Annotated in this window: 20 protein-coding genes; 11 read left to right on the top strand and 9 right to left on the bottom strand. The window is 68.2% G+C overall.

What is annotated here, in order from left to right; all coding sequences use genetic code 11:
• The first annotated feature begins 231 nt into the window (after window positions 1-231).
• Window positions 232-504 carry a 30S ribosomal protein S20 gene (gene rpsT / locus BME24068_RS01100; protein WP_006482211.1) on the top strand — a complete coding sequence of 91 codons (273 nt, stop codon included), beginning with the start codon at window positions 232-234 and terminating at the stop codon, window positions 502-504.
• Between the two features lie 152 nt (window positions 505-656).
• On the opposite strand, the gene BME24068_RS01095 is transcribed toward rpsT, so the two are convergent.
• Window positions 657-977 carry a DUF3579 domain-containing protein gene (locus BME24068_RS01095; RefSeq protein WP_096502399.1) on the bottom strand — a complete coding sequence of 107 codons (321 nt, stop codon included), beginning with the start codon at window positions 975-977 and terminating at the stop codon, window positions 657-659.
• A 425-nt stretch (window positions 978-1,402) separates the two neighbouring features.
• Here BME24068_RS01095 and argF point away from each other — a divergent pair, with 425 nt between their 5' ends.
• Complete coding sequence (gene argF / locus BME24068_RS01090; protein WP_174924917.1) at window positions 1,403-2,332, top strand: ornithine carbamoyltransferase; 930 nt, start codon at window positions 1,403-1,405, stop codon at window positions 2,330-2,332.
• Window positions 2,333-2,450: 118 nt separating this feature from the next.
• On the opposite strand, the gene murB is transcribed toward argF, so the two are convergent.
• A complete protein-coding gene (murB, locus tag BME24068_RS01085) occupies window positions 2,451-3,500 on the bottom strand; it encodes a UDP-N-acetylmuramate dehydrogenase (RefSeq protein ID WP_096502403.1) in 1,050 nt (349 codons plus the stop codon).
• 136 nt (window positions 3,501-3,636) lie between these two features.
• Between murB and BME24068_RS01080 the strand changes: the two genes are divergently transcribed.
• Window positions 3,637-4,122 carry a YajQ family cyclic di-GMP-binding protein gene (locus BME24068_RS01080; RefSeq protein WP_098550818.1) on the top strand — a complete coding sequence of 162 codons (486 nt, stop codon included), beginning with the start codon at window positions 3,637-3,639 and terminating at the stop codon, window positions 4,120-4,122.
• Window positions 4,123-4,197: 75 nt separating this feature from the next.
• Here BME24068_RS01080 and plsY read toward each other — a convergent pair whose 3' ends face one another.
• Window positions 4,198-4,839, bottom strand: a complete 642-nt coding sequence (gene plsY / locus BME24068_RS01075; protein ID WP_096502405.1) for a glycerol-3-phosphate 1-O-acyltransferase PlsY — start codon at window positions 4,837-4,839, stop codon at window positions 4,198-4,200.
• 182 nt (window positions 4,840-5,021) lie between these two features.
• The gene (gene ybaK / locus BME24068_RS01070) at window positions 5,022-5,513 is read right to left on the bottom strand and encodes a Cys-tRNA(Pro) deacylase (RefSeq protein ID WP_174924916.1); all 492 of its coding nucleotides are present in this window, start codon (window positions 5,511-5,513) and stop codon (window positions 5,022-5,024) included.
• A gap of 264 nt (window positions 5,514-5,777) precedes the next feature.
• Here ybaK and BME24068_RS01065 point away from each other — a divergent pair, with 264 nt between their 5' ends.
• Entirely contained in the window at window positions 5,778-7,340 is a 1,563-nt protein-coding gene (locus tag BME24068_RS01065; RefSeq protein ID WP_174924915.1) for a class I adenylate-forming enzyme family protein, read from the top strand.
• A gap of 45 nt (window positions 7,341-7,385) precedes the next feature.
• Here the strand turns inward: BME24068_RS01065 and xerD are convergent, their stop codons facing one another.
• The 3 genes from xerD to queG all read right to left on the bottom strand — a co-directional run bounded on the left by xerD (window position 7,386) and on the right by queG (window position 10,108).
• Window positions 7,386-8,342: a site-specific tyrosine recombinase XerD gene (gene xerD / locus BME24068_RS01060; RefSeq protein WP_174924914.1), complete on the bottom strand. Its 957-nt coding sequence runs from the start codon at window positions 8,340-8,342 to the stop codon at window positions 7,386-7,388.
• A complete protein-coding gene (locus tag BME24068_RS01055) occupies window positions 8,339-8,809 on the bottom strand; it encodes a methylated-DNA--[protein]-cysteine S-methyltransferase (RefSeq protein WP_174924913.1) in 471 nt (156 codons plus the stop codon). Before BME24068_RS01055 ends, xerD begins: the two co-directional genes overlap by 4 nt.
• A gap of 63 nt (window positions 8,810-8,872) precedes the next feature.
• Window positions 8,873-10,108 (bottom strand): tRNA epoxyqueuosine(34) reductase QueG, encoded by a 1,236-nt coding sequence (queG, locus tag BME24068_RS01050; protein WP_174924912.1) that lies wholly within the window; start codon window positions 10,106-10,108, stop codon window positions 8,873-8,875.
• A gap of 17 nt (window positions 10,109-10,125) precedes the next feature.
• On the opposite strand from queG, the gene tsaE reads away from it, so the two are divergent.
• On the top strand, window positions 10,126-10,677 hold the full coding sequence (tsaE, locus tag BME24068_RS01045; RefSeq protein ID WP_174924911.1) for a tRNA (adenosine(37)-N6)-threonylcarbamoyltransferase complex ATPase subunit type 1 TsaE: 552 nt from the start codon (window positions 10,126-10,128) through the stop codon (window positions 10,675-10,677).
• On the top strand, window positions 10,659-12,194 hold the full coding sequence (locus tag BME24068_RS01040) for an N-acetylmuramoyl-L-alanine amidase (RefSeq protein WP_096502419.1): 1,536 nt from the start codon (window positions 10,659-10,661) through the stop codon (window positions 12,192-12,194). Before tsaE ends, BME24068_RS01040 begins: the two co-directional genes overlap by 19 nt.
• Before the next feature lie 45 nt (window positions 12,195-12,239).
• Here the strand turns inward: BME24068_RS01040 and BME24068_RS01035 are convergent, their stop codons facing one another.
• The gene (locus BME24068_RS01035; protein ID WP_174925076.1) at window positions 12,240-13,118 is read right to left on the bottom strand and encodes an EamA family transporter; all 879 of its coding nucleotides are present in this window, start codon (window positions 13,116-13,118) and stop codon (window positions 12,240-12,242) included.
• A 248-nt stretch (window positions 13,119-13,366) separates the two neighbouring features.
• Between BME24068_RS01035 and BME24068_RS01030 the strand changes: the two genes are divergently transcribed.
• Window positions 13,367-14,248 (top strand): pirin family protein, encoded by an 882-nt coding sequence (locus BME24068_RS01030; RefSeq protein ID WP_174924910.1) that lies wholly within the window; start codon window positions 13,367-13,369, stop codon window positions 14,246-14,248.
• Window positions 14,249-14,300: 52 nt separating this feature from the next.
• Window positions 14,301-15,149, top strand: coding sequence for a thioredoxin (gene trxA, locus BME24068_RS01025; protein WP_096502425.1), 849 nt, complete (start codon window positions 14,301-14,303; stop codon window positions 15,147-15,149).
• Between the two features lie 108 nt (window positions 15,150-15,257).
• Here trxA and tcdA read toward each other — a convergent pair whose 3' ends face one another.
• Entirely contained in the window at window positions 15,258-16,115 is an 858-nt protein-coding gene (tcdA, locus tag BME24068_RS01020) for a tRNA cyclic N6-threonylcarbamoyladenosine(37) synthase TcdA (RefSeq protein WP_174924909.1), read from the bottom strand.
• Window positions 16,116-16,243: 128 nt separating this feature from the next.
• On the opposite strand from tcdA, the gene pdxH reads away from it, so the two are divergent.
• The 3 genes from pdxH (at window position 16,244) to BME24068_RS01005 (ending at window position 19,578) form a co-directional block, all read left to right on the top strand.
• Entirely contained in the window at window positions 16,244-16,888 is a 645-nt protein-coding gene (gene pdxH / locus BME24068_RS01015; protein ID WP_174924908.1) for a pyridoxamine 5'-phosphate oxidase, read from the top strand.
• Between the two features lie 126 nt (window positions 16,889-17,014).
• Window positions 17,015-18,235, top strand: coding sequence for an SAM-dependent methyltransferase (locus BME24068_RS01010; protein WP_096502431.1), 1,221 nt, complete (start codon window positions 17,015-17,017; stop codon window positions 18,233-18,235).
• Window positions 18,236-18,258: 23 nt separating this feature from the next.
• The gene (locus BME24068_RS01005) at window positions 18,259-19,578 is read left to right on the top strand and encodes a DUF72 domain-containing protein (protein WP_174924907.1); all 1,320 of its coding nucleotides are present in this window, start codon (window positions 18,259-18,261) and stop codon (window positions 19,576-19,578) included.
• The last annotated feature ends 59 nt before the right edge of the window (window positions 19,579-19,637 follow it).

Below are 19,637 nucleotides of genomic sequence, written 5' to 3'. Positions count from 1 at the left end.
CCCCGTCCGGCCGATGTCACGTTGAACTTGCCACGTGCTTGATTCTGTTGCTACAATTGCCGGTTTCTGAGCCTGTACATGCACGGCGCCTGTCGTTTTCATGTCTCGGCCTCGGTTAAAATCACCGTTTTTTATGCGCCCCTGGGCAATCGTTCTCAGGGGACGGATCGAAAAGCAGCGCTTGGCCGTCAGGCTCCAAGCTCTGGAAACAGGACAGGATAAGGAACCGTCATGGCTAACTCCGCACAAGCACGCAAGCGCGCCCGCCAAGCCGCGAAGGCAAATTCGCACAACTCGGCGCTGCGCTCGAAATTCCGTACCGCGATCAAGTCGGTTCGCAAGGCTGTTGAAGCCGGCGACCAGGCAAAGGCTGCCGAGCTGTTCAAGGCTGCCGTGAAGACGATCGACACGATCGCCGACAAGAAGATCGTTCACAAGAACAAGGCCGCTCGCAGCAAGAGCCGCCTGGCCGCAGCCGTCAAGGGTCTGCAGGCAGCAGCGTAATCCGGTGCGCCCCGCTTCGGCGGGCGCTCCTGTTTCCTGCGATCGCAAAAAAGCCCGCCTAGGCGGGCTTTTTTGCTGCGCGTCGTCCGGACATCATGCCGGCCGGGCATCGGGCGCGCGCCGCACGCGCGAAGCACCCTCGCCCATCGCACTCACTTCTTTTCGCCGTGATCCGGCAGTTCGCACGCCTCGGTGACGACGAGGTTGTTGTCCTTCGCGAAATTCAGCACGAAATCGAATGCCATCGGCTCGATGTCGCGCAGCCGGGAATCGAGGATCACGCATTTCAGGTCGCCGATCATCGTCGGGCGCACGTACAGCGAATATTTCAGGCGCGCATTCCGCCCGCTCGCACCGGGCCCGAAGCAGGCCATCACGCCGGCCAGACGCTCCGACCAGTCGCTCGGGCGAAATTTTTTCCCGTCTTTCGTGATGCCCTGGATGAAGAATTCGGTCGGAGGGGTTTCAGCCATGTGGTTACCCAAGTGACGGCCCGGCGATGCCCAGGCGACGGCGCCTGGATACGCGAACACAAAGCTGGAGTGGACGGCGGCGCAAGCGCTCCGACGTCCTGAAAAACAGGCCTTCGATGCGCGCCACCGGCGCGCCGCACCGGTTTTGTGCAGCGCATGGCTTGTGTCCGGCAGCGCGCGAAACGGCTTGCCTGCCGGGCTGGAGAAAACTTTTGAATTATACCGCAGTGCGCCATCGCGCGCCGTCTCGCGGGCCCTCTTCCGACACCCTCCGGCACCCGACCGGGCCCCGCTTCGATCGCGCCCCGGCTTTCGTCGTGGCTCGTCAAAGCACAGAAAATCCTTTATGCTGCTTTGAGTTATCCACACCCGACGGCGGCGCCGTCCGGCCTCGCTGCCGGGTGAGACCCGCCGTATTTCGTTTCATGACCGCCAAAACCATTCGTCACTACCTGCAGTTCAAGGATTTCTCGCTGGAAGACTACGAGTACGTGCTCGAACGCACGGGTATCCTGAAACGCAAGTTCAAGAACTACGAGACCTATCACCCGCTGCACGACCGCACGCTCGCGATGATCTTCGAGAAGAGCTCGACGCGCACGCGGCTGTCGTTCGAAGCCGGCATCTTCCAGCTCGGCGGCCACGCGGTCTTCATGAGCACACGCGACACGCAACTCGGCCGCGGCGAGCCCGTCGAGGATTCCGCGCAGGTCATCTCGCGGATGGTCGACATCATCATGATCCGCACGTTCGAGCAGGACGTGATCACGCGCTTCGCGCAGAACTCCCGCGTGCCGGTGATCAACGGCCTGACCAACGAATACCATCCGTGCCAGGTGCTCGCCGACATCTTCACGTACTACGAGCACCGCGGCCCGATCGCCGGCAAGACGGTCGCGTGGGTCGGCGACGCGAACAACATGCTGTACACGTGGATCGAAGCCGCGCAGATCCTCGGCTTCAAGCTGCGCCTGTCGACGCCGCCGGGCTATGCGCTCGACATGAAGCTCGTGTCGCCGGACAGCGCGCCGTTCTACGAAGTGTTCGACGATCCGAACGAAGCATGCAAGGGCGCCGATCTCGTGACGACCGACGTGTGGACGAGCATGGGTTTCGAAGCCGAGAACGAAGCACGCAAGCAGGCGTTTGCCGACTGGTGCGTCGACGAGGAAATGATAGGCCATGCGAACGCCGATGCGCTCTTCATGCATTGCCTGCCCGCGCATCGCGGCGAGGAAGTGACGGCCGGCGTGATCGACGGCCCGCAAAGCGTCGTGTGGGACGAAGCGGAAAACCGCCTGCACGTGCAGAAGGCGCTGATGGAGTTCCTGCTGCTCGGCCGCCTCAAGCACTGAGCGCAGCACGCGCGCGCCGCCGCACTCCGGCGGCAAGCAACAAAAAGCGCCGATCGTCGATCGGCGCTTTTTGTTTGTGCCGGCGAAACGGAATTGAAAGCCGGGAACGCGCGCCGCGTTACAGGCAGACCGGTTCCGGTTCGAGCTCGACGCCGAAGCGCGTGCGCACGTCGTCCTGGATCGCGCGCGCCAGCGCGAGCACGTCGGCGCCCGTCGCGCCGCCGCGGTTGACCAGCACGAGCGCCTGCCGGTCGTGCACGGCCGCGGCGCCGAGCGCGCGCCCTTTCCAGCCGCAGCGATCGATCAGCCAGCCGGCCGCGAGCTTCACGTGCCCGTCCGGCTGCGGATACGACACGACGTCCGGCGCGCGTGCGCGCAGCGCATCGAACTGCGCGGCGTCGATCACCGGATTCTTGAAGAAGCTGCCCGCGTTGCCGAGCACGAGCGGATCGGGCAGCTTCGCGCGGCGGATCGCGACGACCGCGTCGAACACGTCGCGCGGCGTCGCCGCATCGGCCGCGATGCCGCGCGCGTCGAGCTCGCGCGTGACGTCCGCATAGCCGAGCCGCGGCGTCCAGCGCTTGGGCAGCCGGAACGTCACCGCCACGATCGCGAAGCGCCCGCGCCCTTCCCGCTTGAAGAAGCTGTCCCGATAACCGAATGCGCAGCGCGCGGCGTCGAAGCGCTCGCTGCGCCCCGTCGCGAGCTCGACGGCGACCAGCGAGTCGAAATACGTCTTCATCTCGAGGCCGTACGCGCCGATGTTCTGGATCGGCGCGGCGCCGACGGTGCCCGGAATCAGCGCGAGGTTCTCGAGGCCCGGCATCCCGTGCTCGAGCGTCCATGCGACGAACGCGTGCCACGTCTCGCCGCCGCCGGCCTCGACGTACCATGCGTCGTCGTCTTCGCGCACGACGCGGCGGCCGGCGATCTCGTCGAGCAGCACGACGCCGTCGAAATCGCGCGTGAACACAACATTGCTGCCGCCGCCGAGCACGAGTTGCGGCAGGTTCGCGATGCGCGGGTCGCGATGCAGCGCCGCGAACTGCGCCGCATCCGTGATGCGTGCGGCGAAGCGCGCGCGCGCGCCGATGCCGAACGTGTTGTGCGCGGCGAGCGGATGGTCGGGGAGCAGCGACAGGGCGGAATCGTCAGGAGGCATCGGCATTCGCGGTCACGTCCGCCCGGCAGGCGCACGGCCGGCCTTGGGCAAACGAAGGGGCATCGGTAAAATGGCAAACAGTCCGCAATTATAGCGAGTGCCCGCGCGCGAGCCGGGCGCCCGCATCTCAAGGGAGAATGCCATGCCATCGTTCGACGTCGTTTCCGAAGCGAACATGATCGAAGTGAAGAACGCCATCGAGCAGTCGAACAAGGAAATTTCGACGCGCTTCGACTTCAAGGGCTCCGACGCACGCGTCGAGCACAAGGAGCGCGAGCTCACGCTGTTCGCCGACGACGATTTCAAGCTCGGCCAGGTCAAGGACGTGCTGATCAACAAGCTGGCCAAGCGCAACGTCGACGTGCGCTTCCTCGACTACGGCAAGGTCGAGAAGATCGGCGGCGACAAGGTCAAGCAGATCGTCACCGTGAAGAAAGGCGTGACGGGCGATCTCGCGAAGAAGATCGTCAGGCTCGTGAAAGACAGCAAGATCAAGGTGCAGGCGAGCATCCAGGGCGACGCGGTGCGCGTGGCCGGCACGAAGCGCGACGATCTGCAGAACGTGATCGCGATGCTGCGCAAGGACGTGACCGACACCCCGCTCGACTTCAACAACTTCCGCGACTGATCGACGCCGTCGGCCAGTCATGCCGCGCCGCCGGGCCCCGCGCGCCCCGGCGGGCGGCCGCAGTCACGCCTTCCTTCAGGCTTTCCCGCCGTCCTGCGCGCCGCCGTCGGCCGCTGCCTTCTTCTTGTCGCCGATCCGGCTTTCCTGCCCCGCCAGCAGCTTCGAGATGTTGCCGCGGTGACGCCACACGAGCAGCACGCTCATCGCGAGCACGGCCCATGCGACCGGGTTATGGCCCGGCATGCCGAACAGGAACACGTCGAACAGCGGCGCGAACACGGCCGCCACCAGCGCCGCGAGCGACGAATAGCGGAAGAAGAACGCGATGATCAGCCAGGTCAGCGCGGTCGCGAGCCCGAGCGCCGGGTGCACGGCGAGCAGCACGCCGGCCGCGGTCGCGACGCCCTTGCCGCCCTGGAAGCGGAAGAACACCGGATACAGGTGGCCGAGGAACACGGCGATCGCGACCCAGGCGACCGCGACGTCGGGCAGCCCGAAGCGCCGCGCGAGCCAGACGGCGATCCAGCCCTTGAACGCGTCGCCGACGAGCGTCAGGATTGCGGCCTTCTTGTTGCCGCTGCGCAGCACGTTGGTCGCGCCGGGATTCTTCGACCCGTACGAACGGGGATCGGCCAGGCCCATTGCGGCGCTGACGACGACGGCGAACGACACCGAACCGATCAGGTAGGCAACAAGTGCGGCGAGCAGGATCTGCATGCGGAGAACTCTTCTTTCAACGTATCGGTGAAGGGACGGCCGGGCGCGGCGTGCCGGCCGGAGGCGGCAGGCGCCGTCGCGACGAACCGCCGGCAGGCTGTGGCGGCCGGCCACACGGGCCGACCAGCCGAAACGGCGCCCATTCTACCGAACGAGCACGGCCTGCCACGAAGGTGAAACCCTCAGTCGACGCTCGCGCACTGCACGGGCGTCGCGCCGAGCAGCGTCGCGAGCACCGCGGGCGCGAGGCTCACGAGATAGCCGCGGCGGCCGCCGTTCAGGTAGATCGTCGGCAATTCGAGGATCGTCGATTCGACGTACACGGGCATCGTCTTGCGCGTGCCGAACGGCGACGTGCCGCCGACCAGGTAGCCGGAGTGGCGGTTCGCGACCTCGGGCTTGCACGGCTCGATGCGCTTCGCGCCGATCTGCCGCGCGAGGTTCTTGGTCGACACCGTGCGGTCGCCGTGCATCAGCACGATCAGCGGCTTCGCGTGCTCGTCCTCCATCACGAGCGTCTTCACGACGCTGTGTTCGTCGACGCCGAGCTGGCGCGCCGATTCGCCGGTGCCGCCGTGCTCGACATATTCGTACGGATGCTCGCCGAACGCGACGGCGTGGCGGCGCAGCAGCTGGGTCGCGGGTGTCTCGGATACGTGTCTGGATTTGCTCATGGCCGCATTTTAATGGCGAACGACCGGCCGGCGGGCGCCATTGCACGATCGTCCGTCACGGGCTCGCGCGAATGCGCGCCGCGCCGGCGGTATACTCGCGGCCCCCTCGGGCACCGGCCGAAACCATCGCCCCGCGACGCGCCATCATTGCGGCGCGTGCGAAGCGTTATTGCCCGATTGGCCGATTGTGGCGCATGCGCCGCCATGGCACGATCGTTCGCAAATATCGCCGCGCCGCCGCCCGGCCCCTTCACAGGAGACGCCATGACCTCGTCTGACCGCTCATCCGCGCCGCTCGACGTCGCGGCCCTGCTCGCCGCGTTGCCCGATCGTATCGCCGACGTGCCCGCCCGCTGGGCCGCGCGCGCACCCGCGCACCCGGCGTTGATCGAGGACGCGCGCCGCCTGTCGTACGGCGAGCTGGCACGCGCCGTCGACGCGGCCGCCGAGCGGCTCGCGAGCCTCGGCGTGCGCGGCGGCGATCGCGTGATGATCGTGGCCGAAAACAGCGTCGCGCAGATCGTGCTGCTGTTCGCGGTCGCGCGCGTCGACGCCTGGGCGCTGATGACGAACGCGCGGCTGTCGGCCGGCGAACTCGATGCGATCGCCGCGCACGCGCGGCCGAAACTGATCGCCTTCGCGACGGAGACGTCGCCCGATGCGCGCGCGCACGCGGCGCGCCACGACGCGACGCCGGCCGGCGCGCTGCCGGTCGACATCGGCGCGTGGTCGCATCGGCTCGACGCGAACGCCCCCGACGAACCCGTCGCGGCCGACGGCGCCGCCCAATGCGCGGCGCTGATCTACACGACCGGCACCACCGGCGCGCCGAAAGGCGTGATGCTGTCGCATCGCAACCTGCTGTTCATCGCGGCAACCTCGAGCACGCTGCGCCGCGTGTCGCCCGACGACGTGGTGTACACAGTGCTGCCCGTGTCGCACGTGTACGGGCTCGCGTCGGTCTGCCTCGGCAGCCTGTATGCCGGCGCGACGCTGCGGCTCGCGCCGCGCTTCTCGCCGGAGGCCGTGCGCGTCGCGCTGGCCGACGAAGGCGTGACGATCTTCCAGGGCGTGCCCGCGATGCACGCGAAGCTGCTCGAGCACCTGCATACGCACGCTCACGCGTGGCACGCGCCGCGGCTGCGCTTCGCGTATTCGGGCGGCTCGCCGCTCGATGCCGACCTGAAGGCGCGCGTCGAGCGCCGCTACGGCGTGCCGCTGCACAACGGCTACGGGATGACCGAAAGCAGCCCGACGATCACGCAGACGCCGCTCGACGCGCCGCGCACCGATTGCTCGGTCGGCGTGCCGATTCCCGGCGTCGAGATGCGGATCGTCGCACCCGACGGCACCGGCGTGCCGCCCGGCGAAGTCGGCGAAATCCGCGTGCGCGGGCCGAACGTGATGCTCGGCTACTACCGCAACGCGGACGCCACGCGTGCCGCCGTGTCGCCCGACGGCTGGCTGAGCACCGGCGATCTCGCGCGGCAGGAAGCGGACGGCGCGGTGACGATCGCGGGCCGCAGCAAGGAGTTGATCATCCGTTCGGGCTTCAACGTGTATCCGGTCGAAGTCGAACAGGTGCTGAACGCGCATCCGGACGTCGTGCAGGCGGCGGTCATCGGCCGCGCGGTCGAGGGCAACGAGGAAGTGCTCGCGTTCGTCGAACTGATGCCGGGCGCGGCAGCGACCGAGGCCGCGCTGCACGCATGGTGCGCGGAACGGCTCGCGCCTTACAAGCGCCCGGCGCACATTCGCGTGCTCGATGCGCTGCCGGCCGCATCGACCGGCAAGGTGCTCAAGCACAGGCTGCGCGAACTCGCGTAACGCGCAGCCGCGTGCCGGCGCGTGAACCGCCCGGTACGCGCCGAATCAGCCGCGCGGATGGTGTTGCGCGTGCAACGTCTTCAGCCGCTCGCGCGCGACGTGCGTGTAGATCTGCGTGGTCGAGATGTCGCTGTGGCCGAGCAGCAGCTGCACGACGCGCAGGTCGGCGCCGTGGTTCAGCAGGTGCGTCGCGAACGCGTGCCGCAGCGTGTGCGGCGACAGGTGCGCGCGCACGTCGGCGTGCTGCGCGTGGCGCTTGATGATGTTCCAGAACTGCTGGCGCGTCATCCCGTCGCCGCGCGCGGTCACGAACAGCGCGTCGGCCGCGCGCGCACCGAGCAGCGCCGGCCGCGCCTCGCGCAGATAGCGCTCGATCCAGCCGTGCGCGACTTCGCCGAACGGCACGAGCCGCTCCTTCGAGCCCTTGCCCATCACGCGCACGACGCCTTCGTTGAGCCCGACCTCGACCGTCTTCAGCGTGACGAGCTCGCTCACGCGCAGCCCGCTCGCGTACATCAGCTCGAGCATCGTGCGATCGCGCAGGCCAAGCGGCGTGTCGATGTCGGGCGCGCCGAGCAGCGCCTCGACCTGCGCCTCGGACAACGTCGACGGAAAGCGCGCGGCCTGCTTCGCCGACGTGATCCGCAGCGTCGGATCGGCGCTCGCGCGATGTTCGCGCACGGCCCAGCCGTAATAGCGCCGGAACACCGACAAACGGCGGTTCGACGACGTCGCCTTGCCGTCGCTGCGCGCGGAGATATAGCCCGTCACCATCGCTTCGTCGGCCGCGTCGAGCGGCGCGTCGTGCGTCGCGGCGAGCCATTGGGAAAACAGCACCAGATCGCGCCGGTAGGCGTCGAGCGTATTGCGCGCGAGCCCGTGCTCGAGCCACAGCGCATCGCAGAACACGTCGATCGACGCGCGGCTCGCACGCAGCGCGGGCGATGCCGCGGCCGCGTCGTCGCCGGCCCCTGCGTCGGAAGAAAGCAGCGGTTCGCTCATCGGTACGGCACGCCTTCGTGCGCCAGCAGCCAGCGCTTCACTTGCTGATAATAGCCGTTGTCGTCGTGATTCGCGAAGCCGCCGAGACCGCCCGCCGCGACGACGCGGTGGCACGGAATCACGAGCGGAAAATAGTTCGCGCCGCACGCCTGGCCGACCGCGCGCGGCGCGCTGCCGATGCGCTTCGCGACCTGCCCGTAGGTCAGCACCGTGCCCGGCGGAATGTCGCTGATCACGTTCCACACGCGATGCTGGAACGCGCTGCCGACTTCCGCGAGCGGCAGGTCGAAGCGCGCCGACGCACGCTCGAAGTAACGTTCGATCTGCTTGACCGCGCGCTTCGCGAGCGGCGAGTCCGGGTCGACCGACTTCATCGACTCGGGCAGATAGACGATCTCGCGCACCACCGCGGCATCGGTACGAATGCCGACCTTGCCGAACGGTGCGTCGATGACTGCGTTGAACATGACCCTCTCCTCACCTGTGACACGCGCGGCGCCCTCGCGCGCCGACGACACTTTACGCCGCCTTCATGCGGCACGCAGCGCCCATTCGACATGCTCGCGCACGACGGGTGACGGATCGTCGGCACGGGCCCGCAGCGCGGCGACGATCGCGTCGCGCGCATGCGATGCGAGCCGATCCGCCGGCGCGCGCAGCGCATTGCCGAGCCCGACCGCGAGATTGCGCAGCCAGCTTTCATAACCGATACGCCGGATTGCGCTGCCTTGCATCCGCGTATCGAAGGTATCGGCATCCCAGCCGAACAGATCGACGAGCGTCGCGCGATCGAGGCCGTGCCGCACGTCGAAATCGGCGACGGGCGCGGCCTGCGCGAACTTGTTCCACGGGCACACGAGCTGGCAGTCGTCGCAGCCGTACACGCGATTGCCGATCAGCGGCCGCAACGGCTCGGGAATGCTGCCTTTCAATTCGATCGTCAGGTACGAGATGCAGCGGCGCGCGTCGACGCGATACGGCTCGACGATCGCACCGGTCGGGCATGCGCCGATGCAGCGCGTGCAACTGCCGCAGTGCGCGCCGGGCGTCTCGGGCGCGGTGTCGGGCAGCACTTGCGCGTCGGTCGGCAATGCAACGTCGACGTAGATCTCGCCGAGGAAGAACAGCGAACCGGCGTCGCGCTGCAGCAACAGCGTGTGCTTGCCGCGCCAGCCGACGCCGGCCTTCTGCGCGAGCTCGACCTCGAGCACCGGCGCCGAATCGGTGAACACGCGATAGCCGAACGCGCCGATCTCGCGCTCGATGCGCTCCGCGAGCGTCTGCAGCCGGTTGCGCAGCACCTTGTGATAGTCGCGGCCGCGCGCATAGATCGACACGACGGCCGCCTGCGGATCGTCGAGCCGCGCTCGCTCGCGTGCGCGCCAGTCGTGCGGCACGAGCGTGCCGGACGACGCATCGGGCGGGTCGGCGACGAGCGTTTCGGCCGGCAGATAGGCGAGCCGCACGGAGATCACGCGTCGCGTACCGGCCACAAGTTCGGCCGGACGTGCACGTTTCATCCCGTGTTTCGCCATATAATCCATTTCGCCGTGGTACCCGGCTTCCAGCCAGGCGGCGAGGCCTGCTTCGGCATCCGAGAGATCGGTATCGCTGATGCCGATCGCCCCGAAACCCAATTCGCGCCCCCACGCCCTGATGCGAGCGGCGAGCGCAGTCAACGTCGCATCATCGAGCGCGCACGGCGCCGCGCCTTCGGCACGAGTCGAAGGCCTGTCGGATGCGGCGAGTTCCGGTAATCGGTTCATCGCACTATTTTACGAGAATGCCAGCCACGTCCCATACGCCTCATGCAGACACGCTGCCCGCCCCGCTCGCGGAGCGCGTGATCGCACTCGCCGACGAAGCGGCGACCGAGGCCTTCGGCGCCCGCTTCGCGCACGCACTCGACGCGGCGCGCAGCGAACTCGCCCGCGCCCATGTGTTCGACGGGCTGCAGATCCAGCTGATCGGCGACCTCGGCGCGGGCAAGACGACCCTCGTGCGCGCGCTCCTGCGCGGCCTCGGCCACACCGGACGCGTACGCAGCCCGACCTACACGCTCGTCGAACCGTACGCATTCGCACGCGACGATGGGGAACTTGAGGTCTATCACTTCGATCTGTATCGATTCAACGATCCGGCCGAATGGTCCGACGCAGGCTTTCGCGAATATTTCAATTCCAGCGCGATCTGCCTCGTCGAATGGCCGCAACAGGCGGGCACACTGCTCGGCGTGCCCGATCTGGTTTTCTCGCTCGACGTGGATGGCGACGGCCGCGCCCTCACCGTCCGGGCGTTCAGCGCTTCAGGAAAGGCATGTCTCGAAAGATGTTGATCAAACCGTTCCGCTCGATCGAATCGGCGGCCACCGCGACGCACAACTGGCGCCGCCGCCAGATTCTGTGCGCGGGTGCGTCGACGCTGGTGCTCGGTCTCGTCGCCCCGCGGCTCGCGCATGCGTCGTCGGTGCTCGGCGTGCGTGTGTGGCCCGCGCGCGATTACACGCGCGTCACGATCGAATCCGATCAGCCGCTGCAGAATACCCAACAGCTGTTGCAGGGTCCCGACCGGCTCGTCGTCGACCTGAGCGGCCTCGATCTCGACCAGGCGCTGCGCGACCTCGTGTCGAAGATCGCGCCGAACGATCCGCAGATCCAGTCGGTGCGCGTCGGCCAGTATCAGCCGCACGTCGTGCGGATGGTGTTCGACCTGAAAGGTTCGGTGAAGCCGCAGGTGTTCACGCTGCCGCCGGTGGGCACCTACAAGTACCGGCTCGTGTTCGACCTGTATCCGGCCGTCGCCCCCGATCCGCTGACCGACCTGATCGCGCAGACCGAACGCAAGGAACAGGCGCTCAACGACGCCGCGCGCGCGCAGCAGATGCAGCCGCCGACCGCGCTGAACGGTCCGGGCGCGCCCCCGCCGCCGCCCATGGCCGGCAACGACAACAGCGACGCGTTCTTCCAGCGTTTCGCGCAGAACACGCCGGCCACGCCGCGCACGCCGCCGGCCGCCGCCGCGCCTTCGGCGCCCGCGAAGCCGGCCGTCAAGCCGCCGCCCGTCATCGCGCGCCGCGACGACAGCGACGACGACGGCGACACCTACAAGTTCACCGCGCCGAAATCCGGCAAGGGCGGCACCGTGCGCCTGCTGACGGTCGCGATCGATCCGGGCCACGGCGGCGAGGATCCGGGCGCGATCGGCGGCGGCGGCACATACGAGAAGCACATCGCGCTCGACATCGCGAAGAAGCTGCGCGCGAAGATCGACGGCGCGCCGAACATGCGCGCGATGATGACGCGCGACGCCGACTTCTTCGTACCGCTGAACGTGCGCGTGCAGAAGGCGCGCCGGGTCGGCGCGGACCTGTTCGTGTCGATCCACGCGGATGCGTTCACGACGCCGTCCGCGCGCGGCTCGTCGGTGTTCGCGCTGTCCGACCACGGCGCGACGAGCGCCGCGGCCCGCTGGATGGCGAACAAGGAAAACTCGTCGGACCTGATCGGCGGCATCAACATCAAGACGCAGGACGCGGCCGTGAACCGCGCGCTGTTCGACATGTCGACGACCGCGCAGATCCGCGATTCGCTGCGCTACGGCGGCTACGTGCTGAAGGAAGTCGGCGGCATCAACAAGCTGCACAAGGGCTCGGTCGAGCAGGCCGGGTTCGCGGTGCTGAAGGCGCCGGACATTCCGTCGATCCTCGTCGAAACCGCATTCATCAGTAACCCGGACGAAGAGCGCAGGCTCAACGACGACAGCTATCGCGACGAGATGGCCGACGCGATCTTCCGCGGCATCAAGCGCTACTTCGCCGCGAATCCGCCGCTCGCGAAGAGCCGGATGGCCTGACGGCCGCGCTTCCCCCGCCGCCGGCACGCGCTGCGTGCCGGCGCGTCACGACGCCGCGAAACGGCGCATCAGCTTCCCGCCGAACACGTTCACCGCGAGCCCGCCCATCACGAGCGCGGCGCCGATCAGTTGCGCGCGCGTCAGGTGCTCGTCGAGAAACAGCGCCGACGACGCGAGCCCGACGATCGGCACCAGCAGCGAGAATTGCGCGACCTGCGCGGCCGGATAACGCGACATCAGGCGGCTCCACAAGCCGTAGCCGATGAGCGTCGCGACGAACGCGAGATAAACGACCGCGAAGATCGACGCGCCGTTCAGGCCGACGAGCGCGGCTTCGATCCGCTGCGGCCCCTCGAACCACAGCGACAGCAGGAAGAACGGCACGGGCGGCACGAGGCTGGCCCACACGACGAGCGACACGAGGTTCGCGCGGCCGACCTTCTTCGTGACGATATTGCCGAATGCCCACATCGCGGCCGAGCAGATGGTCAGCAGGAAGCCCGCGAGCGTCATCGCGCCACCGCCCTGCACCGCAATCACGACGAGGCCGGCCGCGGCGATCGCGAGGCCGATCAGGTTCTGCACGCGCAGCCGCTCGCCGAGGAACAGCATCGCGAACACGAGCGTGAAGAACGCCTGCGACTGCAGCACGAGCGACGCGAGGCCGGCCGGCATGCCGACGTACATGCCGGTGAACAGAAACACGAACTGGCCGAGCTGGATCGTCGCGCCGTACAGGATCAGCATGCGCCATGGAATCTGCGGGCGGCGCACGAAGAACACCGCGGGCACCGCGGCGAGCGTGAAGCGCAGCGCGCCGAGCAGCATCGGCGGCATGCCGTGCAGGCCGACCTTGATCACGACGAAGTTCACGCCCCACGCCAGGATCACGATCAGCGCGAGCAGCAAGTCCTTCGGGGCCATCATCGGCGTCTCCTCGATTGTCGAATGATTGTTCTGAAGCCGGTCAGTCTACCGGGTTTCGCCGCGCGGCCCGCCCGATACCTGCGCCGCGCGCATGGAATCGGCGGCACGCGCGGCAGTGCCGCGACCCGACGTTCGCGCCGCGCGGGCCGGGCTCGCCGGCCCGCGCGTGCCCCGCACCGTTGCGCGCGTCGTTGCCGCTCGGCCAGTACAATGACCGGCATCCCCGCCGCCCTCACGAGACCGCCATGACCGATCCGATCAAAGCCCTGTTGAAGCCGCACATCCGCGACATCGGCAACCTGCAGGTGCGCCGCACGCTGCCCGCGCTCGCCGCGCGCCTCGTCGGCCCGTTCATCTTCTTCGATCACATGGGCCCCGCGACGCTGCCGGCCGGTACCGGCCTCGACGTGCGCCCGCATCCGCATATCGGGCTCGCCACCGTCACCTACCTGTTCGACGGCGCGATCCTGCATCGCGACAGCCTCGGCTCGCTGCAGGAAATCGTGCCGGGCGACGTGAACTGGATGACGGCCGGCCGCGGCATCGTCCACTCGGAGCGCACGCCCGACGCGCAGCGCGCCAGCGGCCACACGGTGCACGGGATCCAGACCTGGGTCGCGCTGCCGGCCGCCCACGAGACCACCGAGCCGTCGTTCGAACACCATGCGGCCGACACGCTGCCCAAGCGCGACGAGAACGGCGTGGCGCTGACGGTGATCGCCGGCGACGCGTTCGGCCTGCGCTCGCCCGTCACGACGTTCTCGCGCACGCTGTATGTCGCCGCCGAGTTCGCGGCCGGCGGCCGCGTCGAGCTCGACGCGTCGCACGAGGAGCGCGCGATCTACGTGGTCGACGGCGGCCTGACGATCGACGGCACGCCGGTGCCGGCCGAGCAGATGGCCGTGCTCGCGCCCGGCGCGTCGGTCACGCTCGCGAGCGGCAACGGCGCACGCGCGATGCTGCTCGGCGGCGACAAGATCGACGGCGAACGCTTCATCGAATGGAATTTCGTCGCCAGCAGCCGCGACGCGATCGAGCGCGCGAAACAGGCGTGGACGAACCAGGAAATGGGCAAGGTGCCGGGCGAAACCGAGTGGATTCCGCTGCCCGAATCGAAGCCGCGTTGAAAAAGGGGCGTGCCGCCCCCATCCTGACGACATTCGAACGGAAGAGAACGACATGGACACCACGCTTGCCACTTTCGAGAAAGACGTCATCGAGGCGTCGCTGGACACGCCCGTGCTGGTCGACTTCTGGGCGCCGTGGTGCGGCCCCTGCAAGACGCTCGGCCCGCTGCTCGAGAAGCTCGAAGCCGACTACGAAGGCCGCTGGAAGCTCGTGAAGGTGAACGTCGACGAGAACCAGGAGCTCGCCGCGCACTTCCAGACGCGCAGCATCCCGCACGTGATCGCGTTCGCCGACGGGCGCCCGGTCGACCAGTTCGTCGGCGTGCTGCCGGAAGGCCAGTTGCGCGCATTCCTCGACCGGCTGCTGCCGGCGCCCGACGAAGCCGAACGCCGCGCCGCACAATACGCGATCGCCGAGTCGCGCTACGACGATGCGGTCACGCACCTCGAAGCAGCGCTCGCGCTGAACCCCGGCTTCGACGACGCACGGCTCGACCTGATCGAGCTGCTGCTCGCGAACAACCAGGTGGACCTCGCGCGTGCCGAAACCGAACGCCTGTCGCCGCAGACCGTGCAGGGCGGCGATCCGCGCTACCAGGCGGTCAAGACCCGTTTCGATGCGCTCGACGCGACGGCCGACCTGCCGCCGACCGACGCGCTCGAAGCACGTATCGCCGCGAACCCCGCCGATCTCGATGCGCGCTTCGACCTCGCGCAGAGCCTGATCGCACGGCGGGCGTACGAAGGCGCACTCGAGCAATTGCTGGAAATCGTGATGCGCGACCGCGCGTACGGCGACGATCTCGGCCGCCGCACGATGATTTCGGTGTTCGAACTGGCGGGCGATCACCCCGAGCTCGTCGCGGCATGGCGACGCAAGCTGAGCATGGCGCTCAACTGACGCGCGACCGGCCGGGCTGCAATGGCCCGGCTAACGCTTCGCATCGCTCGCGGCGCGCGTGACGCGCCGCAGCATTCCTCCGCGTCGAACGATTCGACGCTCAGCCGCTCAGCCGGCGGCCCGCGCGGCGATCGCGCGCAGCGCATGCGCGGCGGCCGCGAAGCCGAAGCTCGCGGTCACGCACACGCTCGAACCGAACCCCGCGCAGTTGAGCCCCGCGACATGCGCGGCCGCGGACGGCTCCGCACCGTCCTCGATGTCGCACGCGGCGGCTTCCGGATAGATCAGCGGCTCGTCGGAATACACGGCGCTCACCTTGAAGCGCGCCTTCGGCCCGCGCGGAAAGCCGTGCTGCTTGCGCAACTGCGCGCGCACCTTCGACAGCAGCGGATCCTGGATCGTCAGTGCGAGATCGTCGATGCGGATGCGCGTCGGGTCGAGCTGGCCGCCCGCGCCGCCGACCGTGACGAGCGGCTGCCCTTTCGCGACGCACCATGCGATCAGCGCGACCTTCGTGCGCACGCTGTCGATCGCGTCGATCACGTAGTCGAAACCGCCGCCGAGCAGCGCATCGAAGTTGTCGGGTTCCGCGAAATCCTCGATCCGGTTCACGCGGCAGGCGGGATCGATCAGCGCGATCCGCTCGGCCATCGCGTCGACCTTCGGCTTGCCGTAATTGCCGTCGAGCGCGTGGATCTGCCGGTTCGTATTGCTTTCCGCGACGTTGTCGAGATCGACCAGCGTCAGCGTGCCGATCGCGCTGCGGGCGAGCGCTTCGGCCGTCCACGAACCGACGCCGCCGATCCCGATCACGGCGACGTGCGCGCGCTCGAACGCGGCGAGCGCGGGCACGCCGTACAGCCGCGCGATGCCGCCGAAACGGCGGTCACGATCCACGTCAAGCTGGATTGTCGGGGTCGGGGTAAGATCAGAAGAACTGGGCGGGGCAGCGTCGGCAGCGGACATGGCAGCAAGGAAAACGTAAGTCGTGCAGCCCTCTATTTTGCCTGATATCCCCGTTCGTACGCGCCACTGTGCACGCACGATTCTTCAGCGTTCGCTATACTGACCCCGGATTGAAGCGTTTGCATAACATGACGACTCTCGCTGATCTTCGCATCAACTATTCGCGTGCTTCGCTCGACGAAGCCGATGCCGCCCCCGACCCCTTCGCCCAGTTCGATCGCTGGTTCAAGGAGGCGCTCGCCGCCAAACTTCCCGAGCCCAACACGATGACGCTCGCCACCGTCGGCGACGACGGCCGGCCGTCGGCCCGGATCGTGCTCATCAAGGGCGTCGACGAACGCGGGTTCGTCTTCTTTACCAATTACGAAAGCCGCAAAGGCCGCGAACTCGCCGCGCATCCGCAGGCGGCGCTGCTGTTCTACTGGATCGAGCTCGAGCGCCAGGTGCGCATCGAAGGCCGCATCGAGAAAACCAGCGCCGACGAAAGCGACCGCTATTTCGCGTCGCGCCCGCTCGGCTCGCGCATCGGTGCGTGGGCCTCCGAGCAGAGCGCCGTGATCGACAGCCGCGCGACGCTCGAAGCGCGCGAGAAGGACGTGGCCGAACGCTACGGCGAGAACCCGCCGCGCCCGCCGCACTGGGGCGGCTATCGGGTCGTGCCCGACGCGATCGAGTTCTGGCAGGGCCGCCCGTCCCGGCTGCACGACCGGTTGCTCTATACCCGCGACGCCACGGCGGCGCCGGGCTGGACGATCTCGCGCCTGTCGCCGTAAAGGCGCCGCAGCGCCGGCACGGGCCGGTCGTATCTCGTATTGCATTCGGGCGCCCGCCTCGCGAAGGGCGGGCGCCGGTCAAGATACTTGGCTGTATTCGATTCAACGAACAAACGGAGAATCCAAATGTTCTGGGAAAAGAAGCTGGCACAGTGGGCGGACGAAGTACGGGCAAAGGCGAACATCCCCGCGCGCCTGGTGCTGTGGAACGGCGAACAACTCGATTTCGGCACCTTCAGCGCGCCGCAGGTCACGCTGAAGGTCAACAGCGCGTCGGCGTTGCCGCTCTTGCTCGAACCAAGCCTCGACAATCTCGGCGAGGCGTACGTGAAGGGCAAGATCGACATCGAAGGCAGGCTGTCGGACATCATCAACATCAGCTATTCGCTGGCGCGCAGCACGGTCACCAGCGCCAGCAAGCTCGCGCGCGTGAAGCGCTACTTCAATCATACGAAGAACACCGACAAGAAAGCGATCCAGTATCACTACGACGTGTCGAACGAGTTCTACCAGCTCTGGCTCGACGAGAACATGGTGTACTCGTGTGCTTACTTCGAGAACGGCGACGAAGATCTCGCGACCGCGCAGATCAAGAAGATCGACCACATCCTGACCAAGATCCAGCTCCAGCCCGGCCAGCGCCTGCTCGACATCGGCTGCGGCTGGGGTGCGCTCGTGCTGCGCGCCGCGCAGAAGTTCGGCGCGACGTGTCTGGGCGTGACGCTGTCGCAGAACCAGTTCGATCTCGCCACCGCGCGCGTGAAGGCCGCCGGGCTCGAGGACAAGATCGAGATCCGGCTGCAGGACTACCGCGAGATCGAGGGCCAGTTCGACCGGATCACGAGCGTCGGGATGTTCGAGCACGTCGGCCGCAAGAACCTGCCGCTCTATTTCTCGCGCGTGCACGACCTGCTGACCGACGACGGCATCGCGATGAACCACGGGATCACGTCGACCGACGCGGAAAGCGGCGAAACGGCGCTCGGCGGCGGCGAGTTCATCGACCGCTACGTGTTCCCGGACGGCGAGCTGCCGCACATCAGCCTCGCGCTCGAATCGGCGCAGCGCGGCGGGCTCGAGGCGATTGACATCGAGAGCCTGCGGCGACACTATGCGCGCACGCTCGAGATCTGGACCGAGAACTTCGAGGCGAAGGCGGACCAGGCGCGCGCGCTCGTCGACGACGAAAAATTCCGCATCTGGCGCGTGTATCTTGCCGGCTGCGCGTATGCGTTCGAGCACGACGACGTGTCGATCTTCCAGATCGTGTGCCGCAAGGCCGGCCGCAGCGCGAAAACGCTGCCGTGGTCGCGGCGCTACATGTACGAAAACCCGCTGCCGCGCTAGGTGGCACTTGACGCTGGGCATGCATGGGTGACGGCAGGACGCGGCGCAACACGCCGCCGCAACGACAGCAGCGCGACGACACGGACGGGCCGCACGCCGAAGGGCAATTCGACCTGTTCGGCGCGCCGCCCGACGACGCGCGCGCGGCTGCGCCCGACGACGACGCTGCAAGCCGCGGCGAACCCATGACGCCCAACGAAGGCGACGACGGGCCATCGCCAGCCCGCGCCCGCCGCGCATCGCCCCGCCCGTCCGCCCCGGACGAAGAACCCGCCCCCGCCTCCGGCATGCTGTGGGACGAGCCGTCCCCGCCGGCCGCGCCGCCGAAGAAAAGCCGGCGCCCGCGCGGCGTGGCGCCCGCGCCGGTCTCCGCGGAAGTCGCCGACGCGGCGGCCGCGCTGCCGCCGAACGTGCGGCTCGGTACGTCGTCGTGGTATTTCCCCGGCTGGGACGGCATCGTCTACGACGGCGACTTCGCGCAGACGAAGCTGTCGCGCGAAGGGCTCTCGGCGTACGGCGCGCATCCGCTGCTGAGAAGCGTGAGCCTGGACCGGTCGTTCTACGGCCCGCTGTCGGTAGCCGACTACCTGCGCTACGCGCAGCAGGTGCCGGACGATTTCCGCTTCATCGTAAAGGCGCCGGCATCCGTGACCGACGCGGTGGTGCGGGGCCGGCGCGGCGAGCCGTCCGGGCCGAACCCGACCTTTCTCGACGCGCGGCTTGCAACGGCGGAGTTCGTGCAGCCGTGCCTCGACGGGCTCGGCAAGAAGGCCGGCGTGCTCGTGTTCCAGTTCTCGCCGATGCCCGATCAGCTGCTCGCCGACCCGGCCGCGCTGATCGACCGGCTGTCGGCGTTCTTCGCGGCGCTGCCGCCGCTGGCACCGGAGGCCGACGGCACGCGCTACGCGATCGAGATTCGCGACGCGAGCCTGCTGACGCCGCGCTTCATCCGCGCGCTCGCGGCGCTCGGGGTGCGCTACTGCGTCGGCCTGCATGCGCGGATGCCCGACCCGCTGCGCCAGGCGGCCGCGCTCGCGCTGCTCGACGGCGATGCGCCGGGGCCGCTGATCGTGCGCTGGAGCCTGCACGGCGGGTTCAAGTACGAACAGGCGAAGGCGAAGTACGAGCCGTTCGACAAGCTCGTCGACGAGGATCCGGCCACGCGCTCGGCGCTCGCCGAACTGGCCGCGCGCTACGCGCTGGCCGGGCAGCCGGTGATCATCACGATCAACAACAAGGCGGAAGGCTCCGCGCCGCTGTCGTGCATCGCGCTCGCGCGCGAGATCGCCGCCGCGTGCGCGCACTGGCGCAACGACGCGGCGCAGGCATCAGGCGCCGCTTAGCGGACGCTGGCCGCTCGGTGGCCGGGTGGCCGCTCGGTGCCGCTCGGTCGCCATTTAGC

It is taken from the genome of Burkholderia anthina (assembly GCF_902498995.1).
Taxonomy (GTDB): Bacteria; Pseudomonadota; Gammaproteobacteria; order Burkholderiales; family Burkholderiaceae; genus Burkholderia; species Burkholderia anthina.
This window is presented reverse-complemented; position numbering and strand designations above follow the sequence as displayed.

Coding starts and splice junctions, on each gene's coding strand:
- BME24068_RS01055 (WP_174924913.1), bottom strand. CDS start 8,809: ATGTTCAACGCAGTCATCGACGCACCGTTCGGCAAGGTCGGCATTCGT.
- queG (WP_174924912.1), bottom strand. CDS start 10,108: ATGAACCGATTACCGGAACTCGCCGCATCCGACAGGCCTTCGACTCGT.
- BME24068_RS01095 (WP_096502399.1), bottom strand. CDS start 977: ATGGCTGAAACCCCTCCGACCGAATTCTTCATCCAGGGCATCACGAAA.
- murB (WP_096502403.1), bottom strand. CDS start 3,500: ATGCCGATGCCTCCTGACGATTCCGCCCTGTCGCTGCTCCCCGACCAT.
- BME24068_RS01065 (WP_174924915.1), top strand. CDS start 5,778: ATGACCTCGTCTGACCGCTCATCCGCGCCGCTCGACGTCGCGGCCCTG.
- tsaE (WP_174924911.1), top strand. CDS start 10,126: ATGCCAGCCACGTCCCATACGCCTCATGCAGACACGCTGCCCGCCCCG.
- BME24068_RS01005 (WP_174924907.1), top strand. CDS start 18,259: ATGGGTGACGGCAGGACGCGGCGCAACACGCCGCCGCAACGACAGCAG.
- tcdA (WP_174924909.1), bottom strand. CDS start 16,115: ATGTCCGCTGCCGACGCTGCCCCGCCCAGTTCTTCTGATCTTACCCCG.
- pdxH (WP_174924908.1), top strand. CDS start 16,244: ATGACGACTCTCGCTGATCTTCGCATCAACTATTCGCGTGCTTCGCTC.
- BME24068_RS01010 (WP_096502431.1), top strand. CDS start 17,015: ATGTTCTGGGAAAAGAAGCTGGCACAGTGGGCGGACGAAGTACGGGCA.
- plsY (WP_096502405.1), bottom strand. CDS start 4,839: ATGCAGATCCTGCTCGCCGCACTTGTTGCCTACCTGATCGGTTCGGTG.
- BME24068_RS01080 (WP_098550818.1), top strand. CDS start 3,637: ATGCCATCGTTCGACGTCGTTTCCGAAGCGAACATGATCGAAGTGAAG.
- xerD (WP_174924914.1), bottom strand. CDS start 8,342: ATGAGCGAACCGCTGCTTTCTTCCGACGCAGGGGCCGGCGACGACGCG.
- BME24068_RS01030 (WP_174924910.1), top strand. CDS start 13,367: ATGACCGATCCGATCAAAGCCCTGTTGAAGCCGCACATCCGCGACATC.
- rpsT (WP_006482211.1), top strand. CDS start 232: ATGGCTAACTCCGCACAAGCACGCAAGCGCGCCCGCCAAGCCGCGAAG.
- BME24068_RS01040 (WP_096502419.1), top strand. CDS start 10,659: ATGTCTCGAAAGATGTTGATCAAACCGTTCCGCTCGATCGAATCGGCG.
- argF (WP_174924917.1), top strand. CDS start 1,403: ATGACCGCCAAAACCATTCGTCACTACCTGCAGTTCAAGGATTTCTCG.
- BME24068_RS01035 (WP_174925076.1), bottom strand. CDS start 13,118: ATGGCCCCGAAGGACTTGCTGCTCGCGCTGATCGTGATCCTGGCGTGG.
- trxA (WP_096502425.1), top strand. CDS start 14,301: ATGGACACCACGCTTGCCACTTTCGAGAAAGACGTCATCGAGGCGTCG.
- ybaK (WP_174924916.1), bottom strand. CDS start 5,513: ATGAGCAAATCCAGACACGTATCCGAGACACCCGCGACCCAGCTGCTG.